At 41.9% G+C, this 16,692-nt stretch carries 14 protein-coding genes; 8 read left to right on the forward strand and 6 right to left on the reverse strand.

Annotated features, from left to right (window positions below):
• Positions 1–169: 169 nt before the first annotated feature.
• On the forward strand, positions 170–2,146 hold the full coding sequence (locus tag AB6735_RS19345; protein WP_370997605.1) for an amidohydrolase family protein: 1,977 nt from the start codon (positions 170–172) through the stop codon (positions 2,144–2,146).
• Positions 2,147–2,373: 227 nt separating this feature from the next.
• Positions 2,374–4,281: an amidophosphoribosyltransferase gene (locus AB6735_RS19350; protein ID WP_370997606.1), complete on the forward strand. Its 1,908-nt coding sequence runs from the start codon at positions 2,374–2,376 to the stop codon at positions 4,279–4,281.
• A gap of 168 nt (positions 4,282–4,449) precedes the next feature.
• On the opposite strand, the gene AB6735_RS19355 is transcribed toward AB6735_RS19350, so the two are convergent.
• The gene (locus AB6735_RS19355; RefSeq protein ID WP_370997607.1) at positions 4,450–5,106 is read right to left on the reverse strand and encodes a LysE family translocator; all 657 of its coding nucleotides are present in this window, start codon (positions 5,104–5,106) and stop codon (positions 4,450–4,452) included.
• Between the two features lie 170 nt (positions 5,107–5,276).
• Between AB6735_RS19355 and AB6735_RS19360 the strand changes: the two genes are divergently transcribed.
• The 3 genes from AB6735_RS19360 (at position 5,277) to AB6735_RS19370 (ending at position 7,852) form a co-directional block, all read left to right on the forward strand.
• The gene (locus AB6735_RS19360; RefSeq protein WP_370997608.1) at positions 5,277–6,947 is read left to right on the forward strand and encodes an MFS transporter; all 1,671 of its coding nucleotides are present in this window, start codon (positions 5,277–5,279) and stop codon (positions 6,945–6,947) included.
• Between the two features lie 92 nt (positions 6,948–7,039).
• A complete protein-coding gene (locus tag AB6735_RS19365; RefSeq protein ID WP_370997609.1) occupies positions 7,040–7,492 on the forward strand; it encodes a cytidine/deoxycytidylate deaminase family protein in 453 nt (150 codons plus the stop codon).
• Between the two features lie 18 nt (positions 7,493–7,510).
• Positions 7,511–7,852: a DHCW motif cupin fold protein gene (locus tag AB6735_RS19370; protein WP_370997610.1), complete on the forward strand. Its 342-nt coding sequence runs from the start codon at positions 7,511–7,513 to the stop codon at positions 7,850–7,852.
• A 19-nt stretch (positions 7,853–7,871) separates the two neighbouring features.
• Here AB6735_RS19370 and cmk read toward each other — a convergent pair whose 3' ends face one another.
• The gene (cmk, locus tag AB6735_RS19375) at positions 7,872–8,546 is read right to left on the reverse strand and encodes a (d)CMP kinase (RefSeq protein ID WP_370997612.1); all 675 of its coding nucleotides are present in this window, start codon (positions 8,544–8,546) and stop codon (positions 7,872–7,874) included.
• A 167-nt stretch (positions 8,547–8,713) separates the two neighbouring features.
• Here cmk and arfB point away from each other — a divergent pair, with 167 nt between their 5' ends.
• A complete protein-coding gene (gene arfB / locus AB6735_RS19380; protein WP_370997613.1) occupies positions 8,714–9,121 on the forward strand; it encodes an alternative ribosome rescue aminoacyl-tRNA hydrolase ArfB in 408 nt (135 codons plus the stop codon).
• A 94-nt stretch (positions 9,122–9,215) separates the two neighbouring features.
• Here arfB and AB6735_RS19385 read toward each other — a convergent pair whose 3' ends face one another.
• Together AB6735_RS19385 and lon are read right to left on the reverse strand one after the other, a co-directional pair.
• On the reverse strand, positions 9,216–10,166 hold the full coding sequence (locus AB6735_RS19385) for a lipid A deacylase LpxR family protein (protein ID WP_370997614.1): 951 nt from the start codon (positions 10,164–10,166) through the stop codon (positions 9,216–9,218).
• 97 nt (positions 10,167–10,263) lie between these two features.
• Positions 10,264–12,738, reverse strand: a complete 2,475-nt coding sequence (lon, locus tag AB6735_RS19390) for an endopeptidase La (RefSeq protein ID WP_370997616.1) — start codon at positions 12,736–12,738, stop codon at positions 10,264–10,266.
• Positions 12,739–13,141: 403 nt separating this feature from the next.
• Between lon and AB6735_RS19395 the strand changes: the two genes are divergently transcribed.
• Entirely contained in the window at positions 13,142–13,750 is a 609-nt protein-coding gene (locus AB6735_RS19395; RefSeq protein ID WP_370997617.1) for a tetratricopeptide repeat protein, read from the forward strand.
• Between the two features lie 204 nt (positions 13,751–13,954).
• Here AB6735_RS19395 and AB6735_RS19400 read toward each other — a convergent pair whose 3' ends face one another.
• Positions 13,955–14,509: a hypothetical protein gene (locus tag AB6735_RS19400; protein WP_370997618.1), complete on the reverse strand. Its 555-nt coding sequence runs from the start codon at positions 14,507–14,509 to the stop codon at positions 13,955–13,957.
• Position 14,510: 1 nt separating this feature from the next.
• Complete coding sequence (gene gpmI, locus AB6735_RS19405) at positions 14,511–16,034, reverse strand: 2,3-bisphosphoglycerate-independent phosphoglycerate mutase (RefSeq protein WP_370997620.1); 1,524 nt, start codon at positions 16,032–16,034, stop codon at positions 14,511–14,513.
• Positions 16,035–16,222: 188 nt separating this feature from the next.
• Between gpmI and AB6735_RS19410 the strand changes: the two genes are divergently transcribed.
• Complete coding sequence (locus AB6735_RS19410; RefSeq protein ID WP_370997622.1) at positions 16,223–16,618, forward strand: DUF4783 domain-containing protein; 396 nt, start codon at positions 16,223–16,225, stop codon at positions 16,616–16,618.
• Positions 16,619–16,692: the final 74 nt, after the last annotated feature.

Here is a 16,692-nt window from a genome sequence, read left to right on the forward strand (position 1 = left end):
AGACCGGAAATTTGTTAAAATTTAAGGTTTAAAAAGTTTTGCGGCGTCAGCACCCTCCGGATTTTCTTGATGTCATACGCTCTGCAAATTCGCCAGTATAAAGTTATTTTTTAGTTACCTTTAAATTTCGTCGTACATTTATTATACCTGTTACTATACCTTTCCATCTATGAAAAAGCCCATCCTGTTTATTGTTATTTCGCTGTTTTTTGTACATGCACAGGCTCAAACTAATATTCCCGCGGATAGCGGCACTTTCTTTTTGCACAAGTTTGCGCAAAAAATAGGTAAAGAAACGTATGTGGTGCATAAATATAAAGATGCCATCCAATACAGCATCGACTTTAAATTTGTTGACCGGGGTTCGCCGGTGTCTTTAACGGCAGAATTGAAAGTAAACCCAGTCAATGATCCACTGGAGCTTACTATAAAAGGCAGTACTTCCCGGTTCTCGAAGGTGGATGACAAGATCACCATACATGGCGGCGAAGCCTCTATCAGGGTTAATGACTCATCCTATACACAAAAGGTATTACCCTCCAGTTTTACTGTAGCCGGATATTCGCCCGGAACGGTACAGCAGGTGCTGCTTCAGTACTGGAAAAAACAACATGAACCCGAAACTATCAACACCCTGCCGTTTGGTTCGGTTCAAATAAAAAAAGAAGGGACGGATGAACTGGGCTTTAATGGTAGCTCATTAACCCTCGACCGGTTCACCATCAGCGGTTTGGTTTGGGGTAATGAGTTGTTGTGGGCCGATAATAAAGGAAACCTGATCTGCCTGATCACTAATGACGCGGAAGGTGATAAGCTGGAAATGATGCGTGCCCAGTATGAAGAATTACTGCCTCAGCTGATCAGCAAGGCGGCTACTTATGGTATGCAATTGTTTGCAAAAGCCACCGGGCAAGCCGGCACAGCCGATGAAACAATTGTAGTAACGGGTGGCAACTTATATGATGTGGTAACCGGTACAAGTATCCCGGACGCGGTTATACTGATCAGTAAAGGCATTATTGTACGAACAGGAAAAGCCGGATCGGTAACCATTCCGGCAGGTGCAAAAGTGATAGATGCTAAGGGCAAAACTATTTTACCTGGTTTGTGGGATATGCACTCCCATTTTGAACAGGCTGAGTGGGGGCCGGCTTACCTGGCCGCCGGGGTTACAACCGTTAGGGATTGCGGTAATGAGTTTGAATATATCAACGCGATTAAGGATGCCATTGATAACGAGAAAGGTATTGGCCCTAACATATTAAAAGCCGGTATTATTGACGGTAAAGGTCCAATGGCTTTGGGAATTATACAGGCCGATACCAAAGAAGAAGCCATAAAGGCAGTCGACCGCTATAAAGAGAATGGTTTTGTCCAGATAAAAATATACAGTTCGGTAAAACCGGAAATAGTGAAGGTAATTTGTGATGAGGCCCACCGTCTTGGATTGACGGTAACCGGGCACATACCCAATGGGATGACCCTGCAGCAGGGCGTTGATTCGGGGATGAACATGGTGAATCACATTCAGTATGTTTATTCGATTATGAAACGAAATGCAGATCGCTCTGCTGATTTTGATGACCCTAAGAGCATAGCCGGTATTGATTTTATCAAACAGCACCATGTGGCTATCGACCCCACAGTAGGCGTTTATGAGCTTTTCTTCCGTAACTTAAAAGATGATATAACTCAATTGGAGCCTGCATTTTATAATTTGCCTTTACCGTTGCAGTCGTTATTTAAAAATATGGGTGAGGAGCCGGAGCAAGCCATTAAAGCCAAGCCATTAATGGCAAGTATGAAGCAGGCGGTAAAGAAACTGTATGATGCAGGTGTACCTATTGTAGCCGGTACGGATATGGGTTTCCCAGGTTATAGTCTTGATAGGGAGTTAGAGCTTTATGTGGAAGCCGGACTTACACCAGCGCAGGCTATAAAAACGGCTACTATTGTGCCGGCCACCGTGATGAAGATGGATAAGCAAACCGGATCTGTTGAAGCAGGCAAACAAGCCGATCTGATCATTATTGATGGCGACCCGGTAAAAAATATCAGGGATATACGTAATGTTTCGGTTGTTATAAAAGGCGGCCGGGTTTATGATCCGGTAAAATTGCACCAGATGGTCGGCTTTGCAAAATAGAGGAGAATAAAGTTAAATTTTGTCTGAACCATGATTTACCTGATTTTGGGATTAATGGATTCTTATTTAACATCATGGTAATCTTTTAATCTGATAAATCATGGTTCAGACAAATTCCGACAAAGAAATTAACGTTTTGGTAACTTATCCACAAACTACTGTTTAATGACAATTGATATGGGGATAGTTCATTATAAAATGATACCTTTGCAGCCTCATTCCAAATCATGAGCGATCAGATTAAACATGAATGCGGTGTGGCATTTATCCGCCTCTTAAAGCCACTGTCTTATTATCAGAAAAAGTACGGAACAGCTCTGTACGGCCTGAACAAGCTTTACCTTTTAATGGAGAAACAACATAACCGCGGCCAGGATGGTGCGGGAGTTGCTACCATTAAACTTGACATAGAGCCTGGCAAGCGGTACATCAGCAGGCACCGGTCAATGGCATCAAATGCTGTTGCTGATATTTTTGAATACATCCAGAAGAAATTCGCTGATATTCAGAAAGAAAGTCCTGAAAAACTGGCTGATACCGAATGGCTGAAAGAAAATGTAAGCTTTACGGGCGAAGTTTTACTGGGGCACCTGCGATATGGTACCCACGGTAAAAACAGCATTGAAAGCTGCCACCCGTTTTTAAGGCAAAACAACTGGATGACTCGTAACCTGGTTATCGCCGGTAACTTTAACATGACCAATGTTGATGAGTTATTGCAGCAGTTGTATGACCTGGGCCAGCATCCTAAAGAAAAAGCCGATACCATTACCGTTCTTGAAAAAATAGGCCATTTCCTGGATACTGAGAACCAGGGCCTGTTTGATCAGTACAAACGCGAAGGTTTGGACGATAACATGGAGATCAGTAAGCTGATAGCCAATGATATGGACGTAGCCAAGATCCTTCGTAAGTCGGCTAAAAACTGGGATGGTGGTTATACCATTGCCGGTATCATCGGCCATGGTGATGCCTTTGTGATGCGCGACCCGGTAGGTATTCGTCCGGCATATTACTATTATAATGATGAAATAGTTGTTGCCGCTTCAGAGCGCCCTGCTATCCAGACAGCCTTTAACATCCCTGTTGAAGAAATTAAAGAGATCCGTCCTGGTCATGCGCTTATCGTTAAAAAGAACGGCAAAATAACCGAGGATATGTTCAGCGAACCATTGGAAAAGAAAGCCTGTTCCTTTGAGCGGATCTATTTTTCACGCGGCAGCGATTCATCTATCTACCGCGAGCGTAAACAATTGGGCAGATTACTTTGTCCGCAGATATTGGACGCGGTTGATAACGATATCCAGAATACCGTATTCTCCTATATACCAAATACCGCTGAGGTTGCTTTTTATGGCATGGTTGAGGGGATACATAAATATGTAAAGAAATACCAGCGCGATAGGTTACTGAACCGTGACGACAAGATAAGTGAAGAGGAGCTAACCGAAGTATTGAAGATTGCGCCAAGGGTGGAGAAAATAGCCATTAAGGACGTAAAGCTTCGAACCTTTATTACCCAGGATGCCGACCGCAGCGAGATGGTTGCTCACGTATATGATACCACTTACGGCTTGATCAAAAAGAATACCGATACACTGGTAGTACTGGATGATTCGATTGTACGCGGTACTACGCTCAAGCAAAGTATCCTGAAAATATTAGACAGATTAGGTCCTAAGAAAGTGGTGGTAGTTTCATCTGCTCCGCAGATCCGTTACCCTGACTGTTATGGTATCGATATGTCAAGAATGGGTGAGTTCGTGGCTTTCGAAGCAGCGATCAGCCTGCTGAAAGAAATGGATCGTGAAGACATCATTCTGGATGTATATCAGAAATGTAAGGATAGCGCCAAATTGCCAAAAGAAGAGGTTAAGAACTACGTGAAAGATATCTATTCTTTATTTACCGATCAGCAGATCTCCGATCGGATAGCACAGATCATCACGCCAAAAGATATTAAATGTAAGGTTGAGGTCTTATACCAAACCTTAGATAACCTGCACATAGCCTGTCCGGATCATACCGGCGACTGGTATTTCAGCGGTGATTATCCAACCCCAGGCGGTAACAAAGTAGTTAATCGCGCCTTTGTAAACTGGATGGAAGGTAAAAACCAAAGGGCTTATATGTAACCCCTATCCCTCTGAAGCGGGAATACGATATTCAAGGCGGTGAGTTGAAAAACTTATCGCCTTTTTTGTTTATACCCGATTTCAGCTGAAACTTAACTGCTAACTGAGAAGAAAAATAACAAACTCAATAATTCACTAAATCACTAATTCAATAATTAAAGAAGGGGGTTAACTCCCCGCCGGAGCAGAAAATACAAAGTGGGTTACCAGTTTATCCACCAATATTAATGAAGCTATGATCAGTGCGATACCTGCTACTTCATTAAGGCGGTGAACCAGCTTAACGGAGATCTTGTCGCGCAGTTTATTGGCATAAAAAGCTTTGGTAACATCCATCCCGAACTGTACGATGAGTACGGTAGCAAACATTACCGCGATTTTAAAGGAGCGATGTGCTACACCTTCATGAAAAACAGTACTCGCGGTGCCGATCACCGTGATCCAGTGGAATAGGAGGGTAGGGTTAAAAATGCACATCAAAAACCCTTTCAAAAAGTAGCCTGCGCGGTTAATACCCGAGGGGACTTTGTTTTCATAGTTTACCTCGCCTTTTTTAAACAGGTAGCGTATACCCACACTAAATAATATGATGCTGCCTACAACACCCGCTACGGTTTTGGTATGGTTAGATATATCAAAATATTGAGAGCCAAATAAAATTGCTCCCACGAAAACCACATCACTGCTAACTACGCCGAGTGCTAATGCCACACCGGCATGAAAACCTTTTTCGATGCTGGTTTTAATAAGAGCAAAAAAGACCGGGCCAGTCAAAAACGTTAACACTAATCCTATCCCCAATCCCGAAATAACAGCTTCTATCATTATTTAGGCTTATGTTCCAAAATTTTGAACCATGCGAATATGCAATTTTATCTCTTAAACAACGAAACTTAAAATTGTGATTTATTTAATTTGAAAAAGAATAATAACATTTACAAAAATTGAATTATGTTTAGCGATTCAAAATACATTCTGTATAACTAAACTTAAAAATGGAACAAAAAGACAATAAAAATTACAGTTCGGCATTATATACGCTGATTACTGTGTTTTTCTTCTGGGGCTTTTTAGCCGCATCTAACGGTATCTTTATACCATTTTGTAAAACGCATTTTCATCTCACTCAATTCGAATCACAGTTGATCGATTTTACTTTTTATGGCGGATACTTTATAGGCTCATTGATACTTTATTTTGCTTCGCAAGCCAGTAAGGTTGATATCATGAATAAGTTGGGTTATAAAAATGGTATTATCTTAGGTTTAGTTATATCGGCAGTAGGTGCATTAGGTATGATACCCGCTGTTGCCAGCGGTGCATTTGGGTTTATATTAGCCGTGTTTTTTATCATTGCTGTTGGTTTCTCCTTGCAGCAAACTGCCGCGAACCCTTTTGTGGTAGCCTTAGGCCCTGCCGAAACAGGTTCCAACCGTTTGAATTTTGCCGGCAGTATCAATAATATAGGCGCCTTATTAGGCCCGATTGTAGTGAGCGTTGTTTTGTTTGGTACTGCAAATTCTGAGGTTAAGCCAGAAGTTAAAATATCGTCTATTAATAACCTTTACTATATGCTGGCGGCTTTATTTATAGCTGTAGCTGTATTCTTTTGGTTTTCAAACCTGCCAAAGGTTACCAGCGATGAGAAAATTGAGTCAAGTAAAAAAGCGAATACTCCGCTTTTCGTAATGTTTTTAGCGTTTTTATTGATACTTGCTGCCGATCCGTTAAGTGCTGCTATTAATAAACTATTGTCATCTAATCCAGAACACGTAGTCGACATAATTAAAAGCCAGTATTTTGTTTACGCTTCATTAGCTATTATCGTATTCACCCTTGTAGGGACTATTTTTGCCGCTAAACAAAGTAAAGAAGGCTGGGGCGCTATGCAATATCCGCAATTGATTTTGGGTATGCTGGCTATTTTTACCTATGTAGGTACCGAGGTTACTATTCAAAGTAACATGGGTTCTTTATTGAAAACGCCTGAGTTTGGATCGTTTAACGAGTCGGACATTGCGCCATATATATCTTTATACTGGGGTAGCTTAATGATTGGTCGTTTTGCAGGTTCAATTGGGGCGTTCAATCTTTCAACATCAACCAAATACGTTTTATACGTTCTTGTTCCGTTTGTAGCGTTTGGCCTGGTATTACTGGTAAATGCGGTTACCGGTGTAAACGTAAGTAACCTGTATGTTTACGCGGTTTGTGTGGCCGTACTTATTGTGGCTTTCTTTATTGGTCGGCAAAAGCCAACACGTACCTTATCTGTATTGGGTATACTGGGCGTTATATTTATGCTGATAGGTTTGTTCACTACCGGCAGGGTAGCCACTTTCGCTTTCATCAGCGGTGGTTTATGCTGCTCTATCATGTGGCCATCCATATTCTCGCTGGCCATTACCGGTTTGGGTAAATACACCAGTCAGGGTTCGGCATTTTTAATCATGATGATCCTGGGTGGTTCGATCATTCCGCCACTGCAAGGTAAAATTGCTGATGGTGCAGGTAACGTTGTACCAGGCATGAGCGGTATCCATTTCTCGTACATTGTACCGGTAATAGGTTTTGCCTACCTGGCATATTTTGCCTGGAAAGTGAGCCGTGAACTTCGCAGCCAGGGTATCGACCTTGACCATGTGGAAGTTTCGGGCGGACATTAATATTTAGTTCATTAGTTCAATGGTTCATTAGTTTATTGGTGCCAAATTTGCCAATCCTAATGAACCAATGAACGAGTGAACCAATAAACTACATGAAACCAAGTTTCGATCATATTTTTATGAACCTGGCCACTGATCTGGCCAAGCGTTCACACTGCGTTAAAGCCCAGGTAGGCGCTGTTTTAACCCGTGATACCCGTATTATATCCATTGGCTATAACGGGCCGCCTGCACATACCCATAATTGCGACGAGGAATGGCCCGGCGAGGGCTGCCCCCGTGATTCAAAAGGGAGCTGTTCTCTGGCACTGCACGCCGAAGAAAACGCTATATTATATGCTGTAAAAAATGGCGCTAAACTTGAAGGAGCTACATTGTATACCACCTTGTCGCCCTGTCTGCCATGTGCCCGCCTTATATTTTCGGCCGGTATTAAGCACGTATATTTTGATAAATCATACGCCGAATACAAAGGTTTAGCCAGCGATGAAGGGGTTGATTTTTTAAACCACTTTGGCGTTAAGGCAGAAAAGTTTGCAGGCTAAATCGCTCAATTCTCAAACATGTACAATATACCTTTTCAAACTATTGATTGGTCATCAGTAGAGAAAACAGAACATCGGGGCGAAACCGGCACCGCATTCTGGCAAACATTACTGCTTGATGGTCTTAGGCTGCGCTTGGTGGAATATTCTGCTGGTTACCTGGCCGATCATTGGTGTCAGAAGGGCCATATCGTACATTGTTTGGAAGGTGAGTTCGTCAGTGAATTACAGAACGGCGAAGCCTTTACCTTAGCCAAAGGCATGACCTATATCGTATCGGACGATCTGAGCTCGCACCGGTCGGTATCCACCGATGGTGTAAAGCTGTTAATTATAGATGGAGACTTTTTAAAACCCTGAACAGACCTGACTCGAAAACCTAAACAATAAGTGGTTTTACCCTTTCCAAAGCAAAGTCCAGCTGTTGTTGTGGAGTGAGGTTGGTATTATCCAATATAATGGCATCATCGGCCCTTACAAGCGGACTTTCCTCACGAGTGGTGTCCTGGTAATCGCGATGAGCTATATTCTCAAATACTTCTTCTAAGGTAATTTCAGGGTTCTTATCCTTGATCTCCTTATAGCGCCTTTCGGCGCGTACTTTAGGATCAGCGGTCATAAAGATCTTTATATCGGCATCCGGGAAAACGGTAGTACCTATGTCGCGCCCGTCCATCACAATATTTTTAGAATGTCCCATGCGCTGTTGCTGCTTAACCATTTCTTTACGTACTTCGCGAATGGCCGATACTTCACTTACTTTATCAGATACAGGCATCAGGCGGATCTCGTCAGATACCTCTTCTCCGTTTAGGGTAATATGTGTCTGATAATCGCGCGAGTGAAAATTAAGATGGATGTTTTTTAAGGCCTCGTCAATTTGATCGTGATTGGTCACGTCGATATTGTTGCGCAAAAAATACAAGGCAACGGCACGATACATTGCGCCGCTATCCACATAAATAAAATGAAGTTTTTTAGCTAAAGCTTTGGCCAGTGTGCTTTTACCGCATGATGAATAGCCGTCAATGGCCACTACTATGTTTTTACTCATAAGCGTAGCTAAAGTACAAAATATGTTCATTAGTTCGTTGGTTCAATTGTTCATTAGTTCACTGGTTTATTGGGATCGGATGTTTATCTCGCTAATTGATTTGTACATTGTTTACAAATGAACTAATGAACAATTGAACTAATGAACCAATCAATTACCTTTGCCCAATGAACCTTACTAAATCAGCACTGCAAAAAGAAATTACTTATAAAACCTCGCGTAGTGGGGGTAAGGGCGGCCAGAATGTAAATAAAGTATCGAGCAAGGTGGAACTTTTATTTAATGTAGATAGCTCTGAACTGTTTACCGAAGAGGAGAAACTATTACTGAACGATAAACTGCAAAACCGCTTAAATAAGGATGGTTTAGTACAAGTGATCTGTGATGAAGAGCGTAGCCAATACCTTAACAAGGAGAAGGCTATTGAACGATTGATATTATTACTAACCCGTGCATTGCAGAAACCTAAAGCACGGAAACCCACCAAAGTAAGTAAGGCAGCGAAAGCCGCCCGCCTGGATGACAAAAAGAAACACTCCGCCAAAAAGGAAAACCGGAAGATTGATTTTGATTAGTTTGTCTGAATCAGAATTCTCAGAATTCAAGAATTAACAGAATGAAAATTAATTCTGAAAATTTATAAATTCTGTAAATTCTGATTCTGACAAATTATTTAAACCGGTAAACTCCAGTAATACTGGCCCATTGATGCGACCTTAGCATCTGCTCCACATCTTTGGTGTGGAAAATGGCTGCTATATCAAAAGTGAAACGACTGGTTGTAAAGGCTACTCCCACCTGGTTGCTCAATATAAAAGGCTTTTTGTTTAAGGTAATCTCCAGATTGTTAGGATCATTGTTTTTGTTAAACAGGGGGCCTTGTATAGTGGCGTCATAAAGTACACCATTGATCTGCGGTTTATAGTAAAAAAAGATCTCGTGGGCATGCAATAAGCCGGTTTGATCAGCAGCGGATACGGTACTTTGTGTACTTACTGAATTGAAAAGCTGGTTAAAATTACCCAGACGGATCAAAGGCCCTACGCCTGCGCCGGTGAACCCATTACCCAGGTTGGCGTACGAGGTCAAACTCACATCTATCCACGAAGCTCTTGCCAATAGTTTATTATACTCGGCGCCTAAATTGAGTTCTACATTGTTTTTTATCTGGTATTGCCAGCCATTTAAAGAATAAAACCCGAAAGTGTTATGAATAAATTTCTGTATGGGTTCGCCTTGTGCGGCCGGGCCCACTATGCCTAACTGTGCGCTCAGCTTAATGTTGCTTTCGTTTTTATATAAAAAGTTGAGTGTTGAACCAATGTAGGAGTAGGCTGCAAAAGGCCTGTCGATATATGAGGCATTAGGTACGTAGCCCGATTGCGGATTGTACATTTTCTGGCCAAACTCAAAACCTAAAACCTTATTCTGGAGATCACCGTCGGCTTTTAAAGCTTTACGGTAATAAAAGAAGATACCATTGGTGTAATACCTGTCTGAGCCCTGACCCAGGTACCCATCATTATCAGTTTGTATGGCGATTTCGTGACCGCGGGTTTGCGCAAATAGATTGATGGAACCAAACAGGCACAACAGTGTGAGGAATAGTTTATTAAGCATTAGGTTGTAAAATATATCAGCGTCTAATATAGAAAAATTGAGCTGATTTATATATGTACAAAAAAAGAGGGGCTAAAAATAATTTAGCCCCTCTTTTTTAATTTGCTATCGCTTTCTCGTCCTCCTTAACGGTAAGGTCGATCGGGTTACTTACCTTTTCATCCAAAAGAGCAAGCGCAATTACATCGCGCATATCCGCCACATAATGGAACTTCAGATCCTTGATATAATCTTCTTTGATCTCCAGTATATCTTTCTGGTTGGATTTGCATAAGATGATCTCTTTGATGTTGGCACGTTTGGCGGCCAGTATTTTTTCTTTGATACCGCCTACTGCCAATACCCGTCCACGAAGGGTAATCTCGCCGGTCATGGCCAGGTTTGGTTTTACCTTACGTTGTGTAAATGCAGAAACTAAGGCAGTAAGCATGGTTATACCAGCTGAAGGGCCGTCCTTTGGAGTAGCGCCTGCGGGTACATGCACATGCACATCCCATTGATCAAACAATTTTGGGTTGATGTTAAAGTAATCGGCGTGTGCCCGCAGATAGGCCAATGCAATAGTTACCGATTCCTTCATCACATCACCCAGGCTACCGGTTAGGGTTAAACGTCCTTTACCCGGACTTAAACTGGCTTCAATAAACAGAATATCGCCGCCAACCGATGTCCAGGCCAGGCCTGTAACTACGCCGGCAACATCGTTACCTTCATAAAGGTCCTTATCATAAATGGGGGCGCCCAGTATTTTTTCGATATCTTTTTTATTCACCACAGGATTGTATTCCTCTTCCATGGCAATATTTTTGGCTACCCCACGCACTACTGAGCCTATTTTTTTCTCCAGTGCGCGCACGCCCGATTCACGGGTGTAATCAACGATGAGTTTCTCCAATACGTCGGTTTTAAGACTTACATCTTTCAATTTTAAGCCGTGGGCTTCACGCTGTTTAGGTAACAGGTGCTGCTTGGCTATCTCTATCTTTTCTTCAATGGTATAACCATTCACTTCGATGATCTCCATCCTGTCTAAAAGGGCAGGTTGAATAGTACTTAGTGAATTAGCTGTTGCTATGAACATCACGTTTGACAGATCAAAATCCATTTCTACATAATGGTCATAAAAAGTACTGTTCTGTTCAGGGTCGAGTACTTCCAATAAAGCAGATGACGGATCTCCGCGGAAATCGTTTCCTACTTTATCAATTTCATCTAAGATGAATACAGGGTTAGCCGCACCAGCTTTTTTAACCGATTGTATGATACGACCCGGCATGGCGCCAATATAGGTTTTACGATGCCCCCTTATTTCGGCCTCGTCACGGATACCGCCTAAGGCCATACGTACATATTTACGGCCAAGTGCTTTAGCAATTGATTTCCCTAAGGATGTTTTACCAACCCCCGGAGGGCCCACCAGGCAAAGGATGGGGGCTTTCATATCGTGCTTTAATTTAAGCACGGCCAGGTATTCAATAATGCGCTGTTTTACTTTATCCAGGCCAAAATGATCTTTATCCAGAACTTTTTGAGCCCGTTTAAGGTCAAAATTATCTTTGGTGAACTCGTTCCAGGGCAGATCAAGCAGTAATTCAAGATAATTGATCTGTACGGAGTAATCAGCCGCTGCCGGATTGGTTCTGGCCAGCTTTTCAAGCTCCTTAGCAAAATGATCTTTTACTTCTTTGGCCCATTTCTTTTTAAGGGCACGCTGACGCAGGTCGTCGATCTCCAGGTCGGGTGAGTTACCACCTAATTCTTCCTGGATGGTTTTTAGCTGCTGATTTAAAAAATAATCGCGCTGCTGTTTATCCAGATCAACACGTACCTTGGTTTGGATCTGGTTTTTAAGCTCCAGCATCTGCAGATCAAGCGTCAGGTGTTCTAATACCATGTTGGCCCGTTCGCGCAGGTTAGCAACCTCCAGCAGGCGTTGTTTAGCCGCCATATCAGCATTCATATTTGATGATATAAAATTGATCAAAAACGAAGTGCTCTCAATATTACGGATAGCTATGCCGGCCTCACTCGGAATATTGGGCGATAATTGGATAATGTTCATGGCCATGTCTTTAATAGACGATACCATGGCTTTAAATTCTTTATCCTCTTTAGCCTTTATTTCTTTGAAAGGTTCAACAGTAGCTTTTATATAGGGCTCGCTTTGTACCTCATCTTTTAAAACAAAACGCTTTTTACCCTGAATAATAACGGTGGTGTTGCCATCGGGCATTTGCAGCATTTTTATGATAAGAGCAATGGTGCCAATTTTGTTCAACTGGTTAAAATTAGGGTCTTCTATCCCCACATCCTGTTGCGCAACTACCCCAATCATACGATTGCCCTTGTTGGCATCGCGTATCAGTTTAATTGATTTGTCTCTGCCAACCGTTATCGGTATTACCACACCCGGAAATAGAACGGTGTTACGCAAAGGCAATATGGATAATACCTCCGGCATTTCTTCATTGTTCATTTCTTCCTCGTCTTCGGTAGACATTAAGGGAAAAAACTCTGAGTCTTCGTTTATAACCGGTAGTGTATTTTTAAAATCGAATGGATCAAAAGTCATTAATTATATTTTATATATAGATAAAACCGTCATGTTGTCAGCCTGCATAGTCTCCAAGGCCTTTAATTACAGGTAAAACCGCGGTTGTTACTTGTTGCAACCTATGTTTCAAGAGCTGTGCCAAGTTATGGTTATAATGCTTAACAAGCAATATGGCAGTACAATGGTTTGGTTATTTGTTTATTAGAAGCCACTTATAAGCTTAACAATTAAATAAGAATTAATTGATAAATATGAAAAAAAGTCATACTATAGCCTTTTGGAATTTTTTTGAAAACGATATCTTTTTGAAGAAAAGTGCCGTTTGGCATAATAATTCGATATAATGGTAGTTATTATAATACCGTTTCTGTTTCACTATTAATCACTAATGAAGTTATCGGTCATTGTATCTTTTCTGATTATGTCCTCGCTTGAATCGGCTGTGGCACAAAGCGCCTATGTAAAAATGGGGCAGCAGGCCTTGATGGATGGCGATTTCAGATCGGCGGTATCACACCTGGAGAAGGCTTGTATCACAGATTCAACCAATGCCAACGCGCTGTGGATGCTGGGCTACTCTTATTACCATAGCGATAATTATAAAAAATCAATTGCTGCTTATACCCGTGTTATCGCCATAAAACCGGCAGATGCTTCTGCCTATTATTACCGGGCCCGGGCAAAAAGCTACCTGGGGAAGGATAACCAGACGTCGCCGGCGGATAAAGAATTGTACCTGTTAGGCGCGATTGTCGACTTGACCAAGGCCATATCTATCAACAGTGATCCTAACGACAGTAAATTTTATCAGAACAGGGGGATTGCTTACCGCGATTACGGCTTGTTTAAACTACAGAACAATTCACACTTTTATGATCGTGCAAGGGGGATCAATTCTCTGAAAGCATCTATAACCGATCTTGAAAAGGTACTGAACGATAATCCCGGAAGAATGGATATTGCTAATCTGATCGATCAGTCAAAAGATAAACTCACACAGGCTATCGGCCCTGCAGTAGCCCGCCATTAATAATTTTAGTATCAAGTAGTTAGTATCAAGTATCAAGACCAAAAGCACCTTGATGATTCCGCGTTTTTTGATGTAGCCCGATTCCTTGACTCTTTATTTTTTGATTCTTATTATGCAGTTTAAGGGCCTGCATTTGAACTTTACTTTAGGTAAGCGTCGACGCTTAAATATGTGATGTTCATTAGTCGTGATACTTGATACTAACTACTTGATACCCTTGACCAAAACCCCTTCGATCCTGTAATTATTTTGGCCCATTAACCTAACGTGCTGCCATTTCTCGATAAGATAAGCCGAATCCGGAAAGTAACTTAGCTTCTCCCTGGTTTCATACAGCAGGTTTTTGGTGTGGTTAAAAATAAGTACCCACTTTATTTTATCGCCGTTCTTTTTGATCACGATGCGGGTGGTGCGCAAGTCGGGGTATTTGGCCTGGTACACTATTAAACTATCAGTAGTTTGAACCTTATAGCTGTTTTTCCAGGCGGGCCGGTTAATATCTGATTGTATGAACAGGTTTAATTCCTGCCCCCAGTTGGTGATATGTAAGGTTTTATTTTCTGTTACACCGTTATGGGTTACGGTTTTATTAACCAACGGATTAAGTTTGGTGAGTTTTGCAGTATCTGTCTTGAAAAAGCCGCTGATATCGGCATATTTAAGTACAGCGCCGCTTTGCTTGATATCCGGCCTGCATGATGGCAAGCCGGATATGAGCATGATGCCGCCTAAAAAAGCGATTATGGGTAATAATTTCAATTTATACCAATACATTCCCGGTCATTTCCGCAGGGATAGCTACGCCCAGTATACTTAAAATGGTAGGCGCTATGTCGCCCAGTTTACCATCTTTTACCTGTTTTACATCTTTATCAATAATAATACAAGGCACCAGGTTGGTGGTATGCGCTGTATTAGGCGAACCGTCTTCGTTGATCATATAATCGGCATTGCCGTGGTCGGCCAGGATGATGAAGGAATAGCCATTGGCCAAACCAGCTTCAACCACCGCTTTGGTACAGGCATCGGCAGTTTCAGCAGCCTTAACCACCGCGCTAAAAACACCTGTATGGCCCACCATGTCGGTATTAGCAAAGTTAAGGCAAACAAAATCAGGCCAGCCGCTTTCCAGTTCCGGAATGATAGCATCACGGATACCTGCCGCGTTCATTTCGGGCTGCAGATCATAAGTAGCTACTTTGGGCGATGGCGCCAATAAGCGTTTCTCATTATCAAACTCTTTTTCGCGGCCACCCGAAAAGAAGAAGGTTACGTGTGGGTATTTCTCGGTTTCAGCAATCCTGATCTGTGTTTTGCCCGCATTCTGCAAAATTTCGCCCAAAGTTTTGGTCAGGTCCTCTTTGTTAAACACCACCTGTACGTTTTTAAACGTTTCGTCGTACGGGGTCATGGTGATATAGCGGATAGCCAGTGGATGCAAATTATATTCAGGGAATGATTTCTGTGTTAAAGCTATACTGATCTCACGGCCCCTGTCTGTACGGAAATTGAAGCAGATCACCACATCGCCATCTTTAATAACGGCTAATGGTTTGCCATCAACATCAACCCGAACAACTGGTTTTATGAATTCGTCGGTTACACCTTCGTCATATGATTTTTTAATCGCATCTGTAATGTGCTGGGTTGCTTCTCCTTCGCCGTTAACCAAAAGGTCGTAAGCCAGTTTTACACGCTCCCAACGATTATCACGATCCATGGCATAATACCTGCCGATAGCCGAGGCGATTTTTGCATCAGATCCTTCGATATATTGTTCCAGATCGGTAACAAAACCTAATCCCGATTTAGGATCGGTGTCGCGTCCGTCTAAAAAAGCATGGATGTATACATTTTTAACCTCCAATTGCTTTGCAGCATCGCACAAACCTTTTACATGCCTGATGTGGGAGTGAACCCCGCCATCAGATACCAGGCCGATGAAATGTACATCGCGGTTATTTTGTTTGGCATATTCAAAAGCATCTTTCAACACCGGGATGGTTGGCAGTTCATTATCGTCAACAGCTTTATGAATGCGCCCCAATTCCTGGTAAACTATACGGCCTGCGCCCAGGTTTATGTGCCCTACTTCTGAGTTGCCCATTTGCCCGGCAGGTAAACCTACCGCGGTTCCGGATGCTTCGAGTTTGGAATTTGGATATTGTTGCAGCAAACTATCAACAAAGGGTGTATTTGCAGCAAGTATAGCGTTCGACTGGTCGTTACGGCCATAACCCCAGCCATCAAGAATAATTAATGCGAGTTTTTTTTGATTTTCCACATCGCAAATATAACGGCAACGCTGTACTTTATATGATTATTTTTTTAATTTCGATTTGCGGAATATACTATATCATGATTTGATAATAATTGCGGATAAAAACAGTTATATCTTATTTGAAGATCAATAGCCCCGTTGATTTTATTAATAATCCGTGTTATTAAAAATTCTGTTTATTAAATAAATATATGAAACTGGTGTGTCTGTCGTCTTTTATTATGCTATTTCTTTTGCCAGGTTTTACACCGGCCGACCCGATAGATGATGCAGCCAATCTCATCAAACAGGGCAATACCAAGGAATTGGCTAAATCATTTGCCTCCAGTGTTGAGATCACGTTGATGAATGAGGAAAATATTTACTCCCGGGCACAGGCTACATTAATACTGGATAAATTTTTCTCAAAGAATAAGCCCAAAAGCATCAAATTATTACATAAGGTAAACTCCAGCGCCAATTACCGTTTTGGTGTATTTATTTTAACTACCGACACCGGATTATACCGGGTTGCCCTTACCCTGAAGGATGCCGGTGGTAAAATGTCAGTTATTGAACTCCGGATTGAAAACGAGAAAGTGAAATAGTAGATGTGCGAATGAACATTGATGTGCAAATATGCAGATTTCAAATGTGCAAATGAGAAACTGCTTTCCAAGCT

The sequence above is a fragment of the Mucilaginibacter sp. RCC_168 genome (assembly GCF_041355315.1).
In the GTDB taxonomy this organism is placed as follows: domain Bacteria; phylum Bacteroidota; class Bacteroidia; order Sphingobacteriales; family Sphingobacteriaceae; genus Mucilaginibacter.

What these genes read in the sequence shown, in the direction of transcription:
- AB6735_RS19345 (WP_370997605.1), top strand. Translation starts at nt 170, where the DNA reads ATGAAAAAGCCCATCCTGTTTATTGTTATTTCGCTGTTTTTTGTACAT.
- AB6735_RS19350 (WP_370997606.1), top strand. Translation starts at nt 2,374, where the DNA reads ATGAGCGATCAGATTAAACATGAATGCGGTGTGGCATTTATCCGCCTC.
- AB6735_RS19355 (WP_370997607.1), bottom strand. Translation starts at nt 5,106, where the DNA reads ATGATAGAAGCTGTTATTTCGGGATTGGGGATAGGATTAGTGTTAACG.
- AB6735_RS19360 (WP_370997608.1), top strand. Translation starts at nt 5,277, where the DNA reads ATGGAACAAAAAGACAATAAAAATTACAGTTCGGCATTATATACGCTG.
- AB6735_RS19365 (WP_370997609.1), top strand. Translation starts at nt 7,040, where the DNA reads ATGAAACCAAGTTTCGATCATATTTTTATGAACCTGGCCACTGATCTG.
- AB6735_RS19370 (WP_370997610.1), top strand. Translation starts at nt 7,511, where the DNA reads ATGTACAATATACCTTTTCAAACTATTGATTGGTCATCAGTAGAGAAA.
- cmk (WP_370997612.1), bottom strand. Translation starts at nt 8,546, where the DNA reads ATGAGTAAAAACATAGTAGTGGCCATTGACGGCTATTCATCATGCGGT.
- arfB (WP_370997613.1), top strand. Translation starts at nt 8,714, where the DNA reads ATGAACCTTACTAAATCAGCACTGCAAAAAGAAATTACTTATAAAACC.
- AB6735_RS19385 (WP_370997614.1), bottom strand. Translation starts at nt 10,166, where the DNA reads ATGCTTAATAAACTATTCCTCACACTGTTGTGCCTGTTTGGTTCCATC.
- lon (WP_370997616.1), bottom strand. Translation starts at nt 12,738, where the DNA reads ATGACTTTTGATCCATTCGATTTTAAAAATACACTACCGGTTATAAAC.
- AB6735_RS19395 (WP_370997617.1), top strand. Translation starts at nt 13,142, where the DNA reads ATGTCCTCGCTTGAATCGGCTGTGGCACAAAGCGCCTATGTAAAAATG.
- AB6735_RS19410 (WP_370997622.1), top strand. Translation starts at nt 16,223, where the DNA reads ATGAAACTGGTGTGTCTGTCGTCTTTTATTATGCTATTTCTTTTGCCA.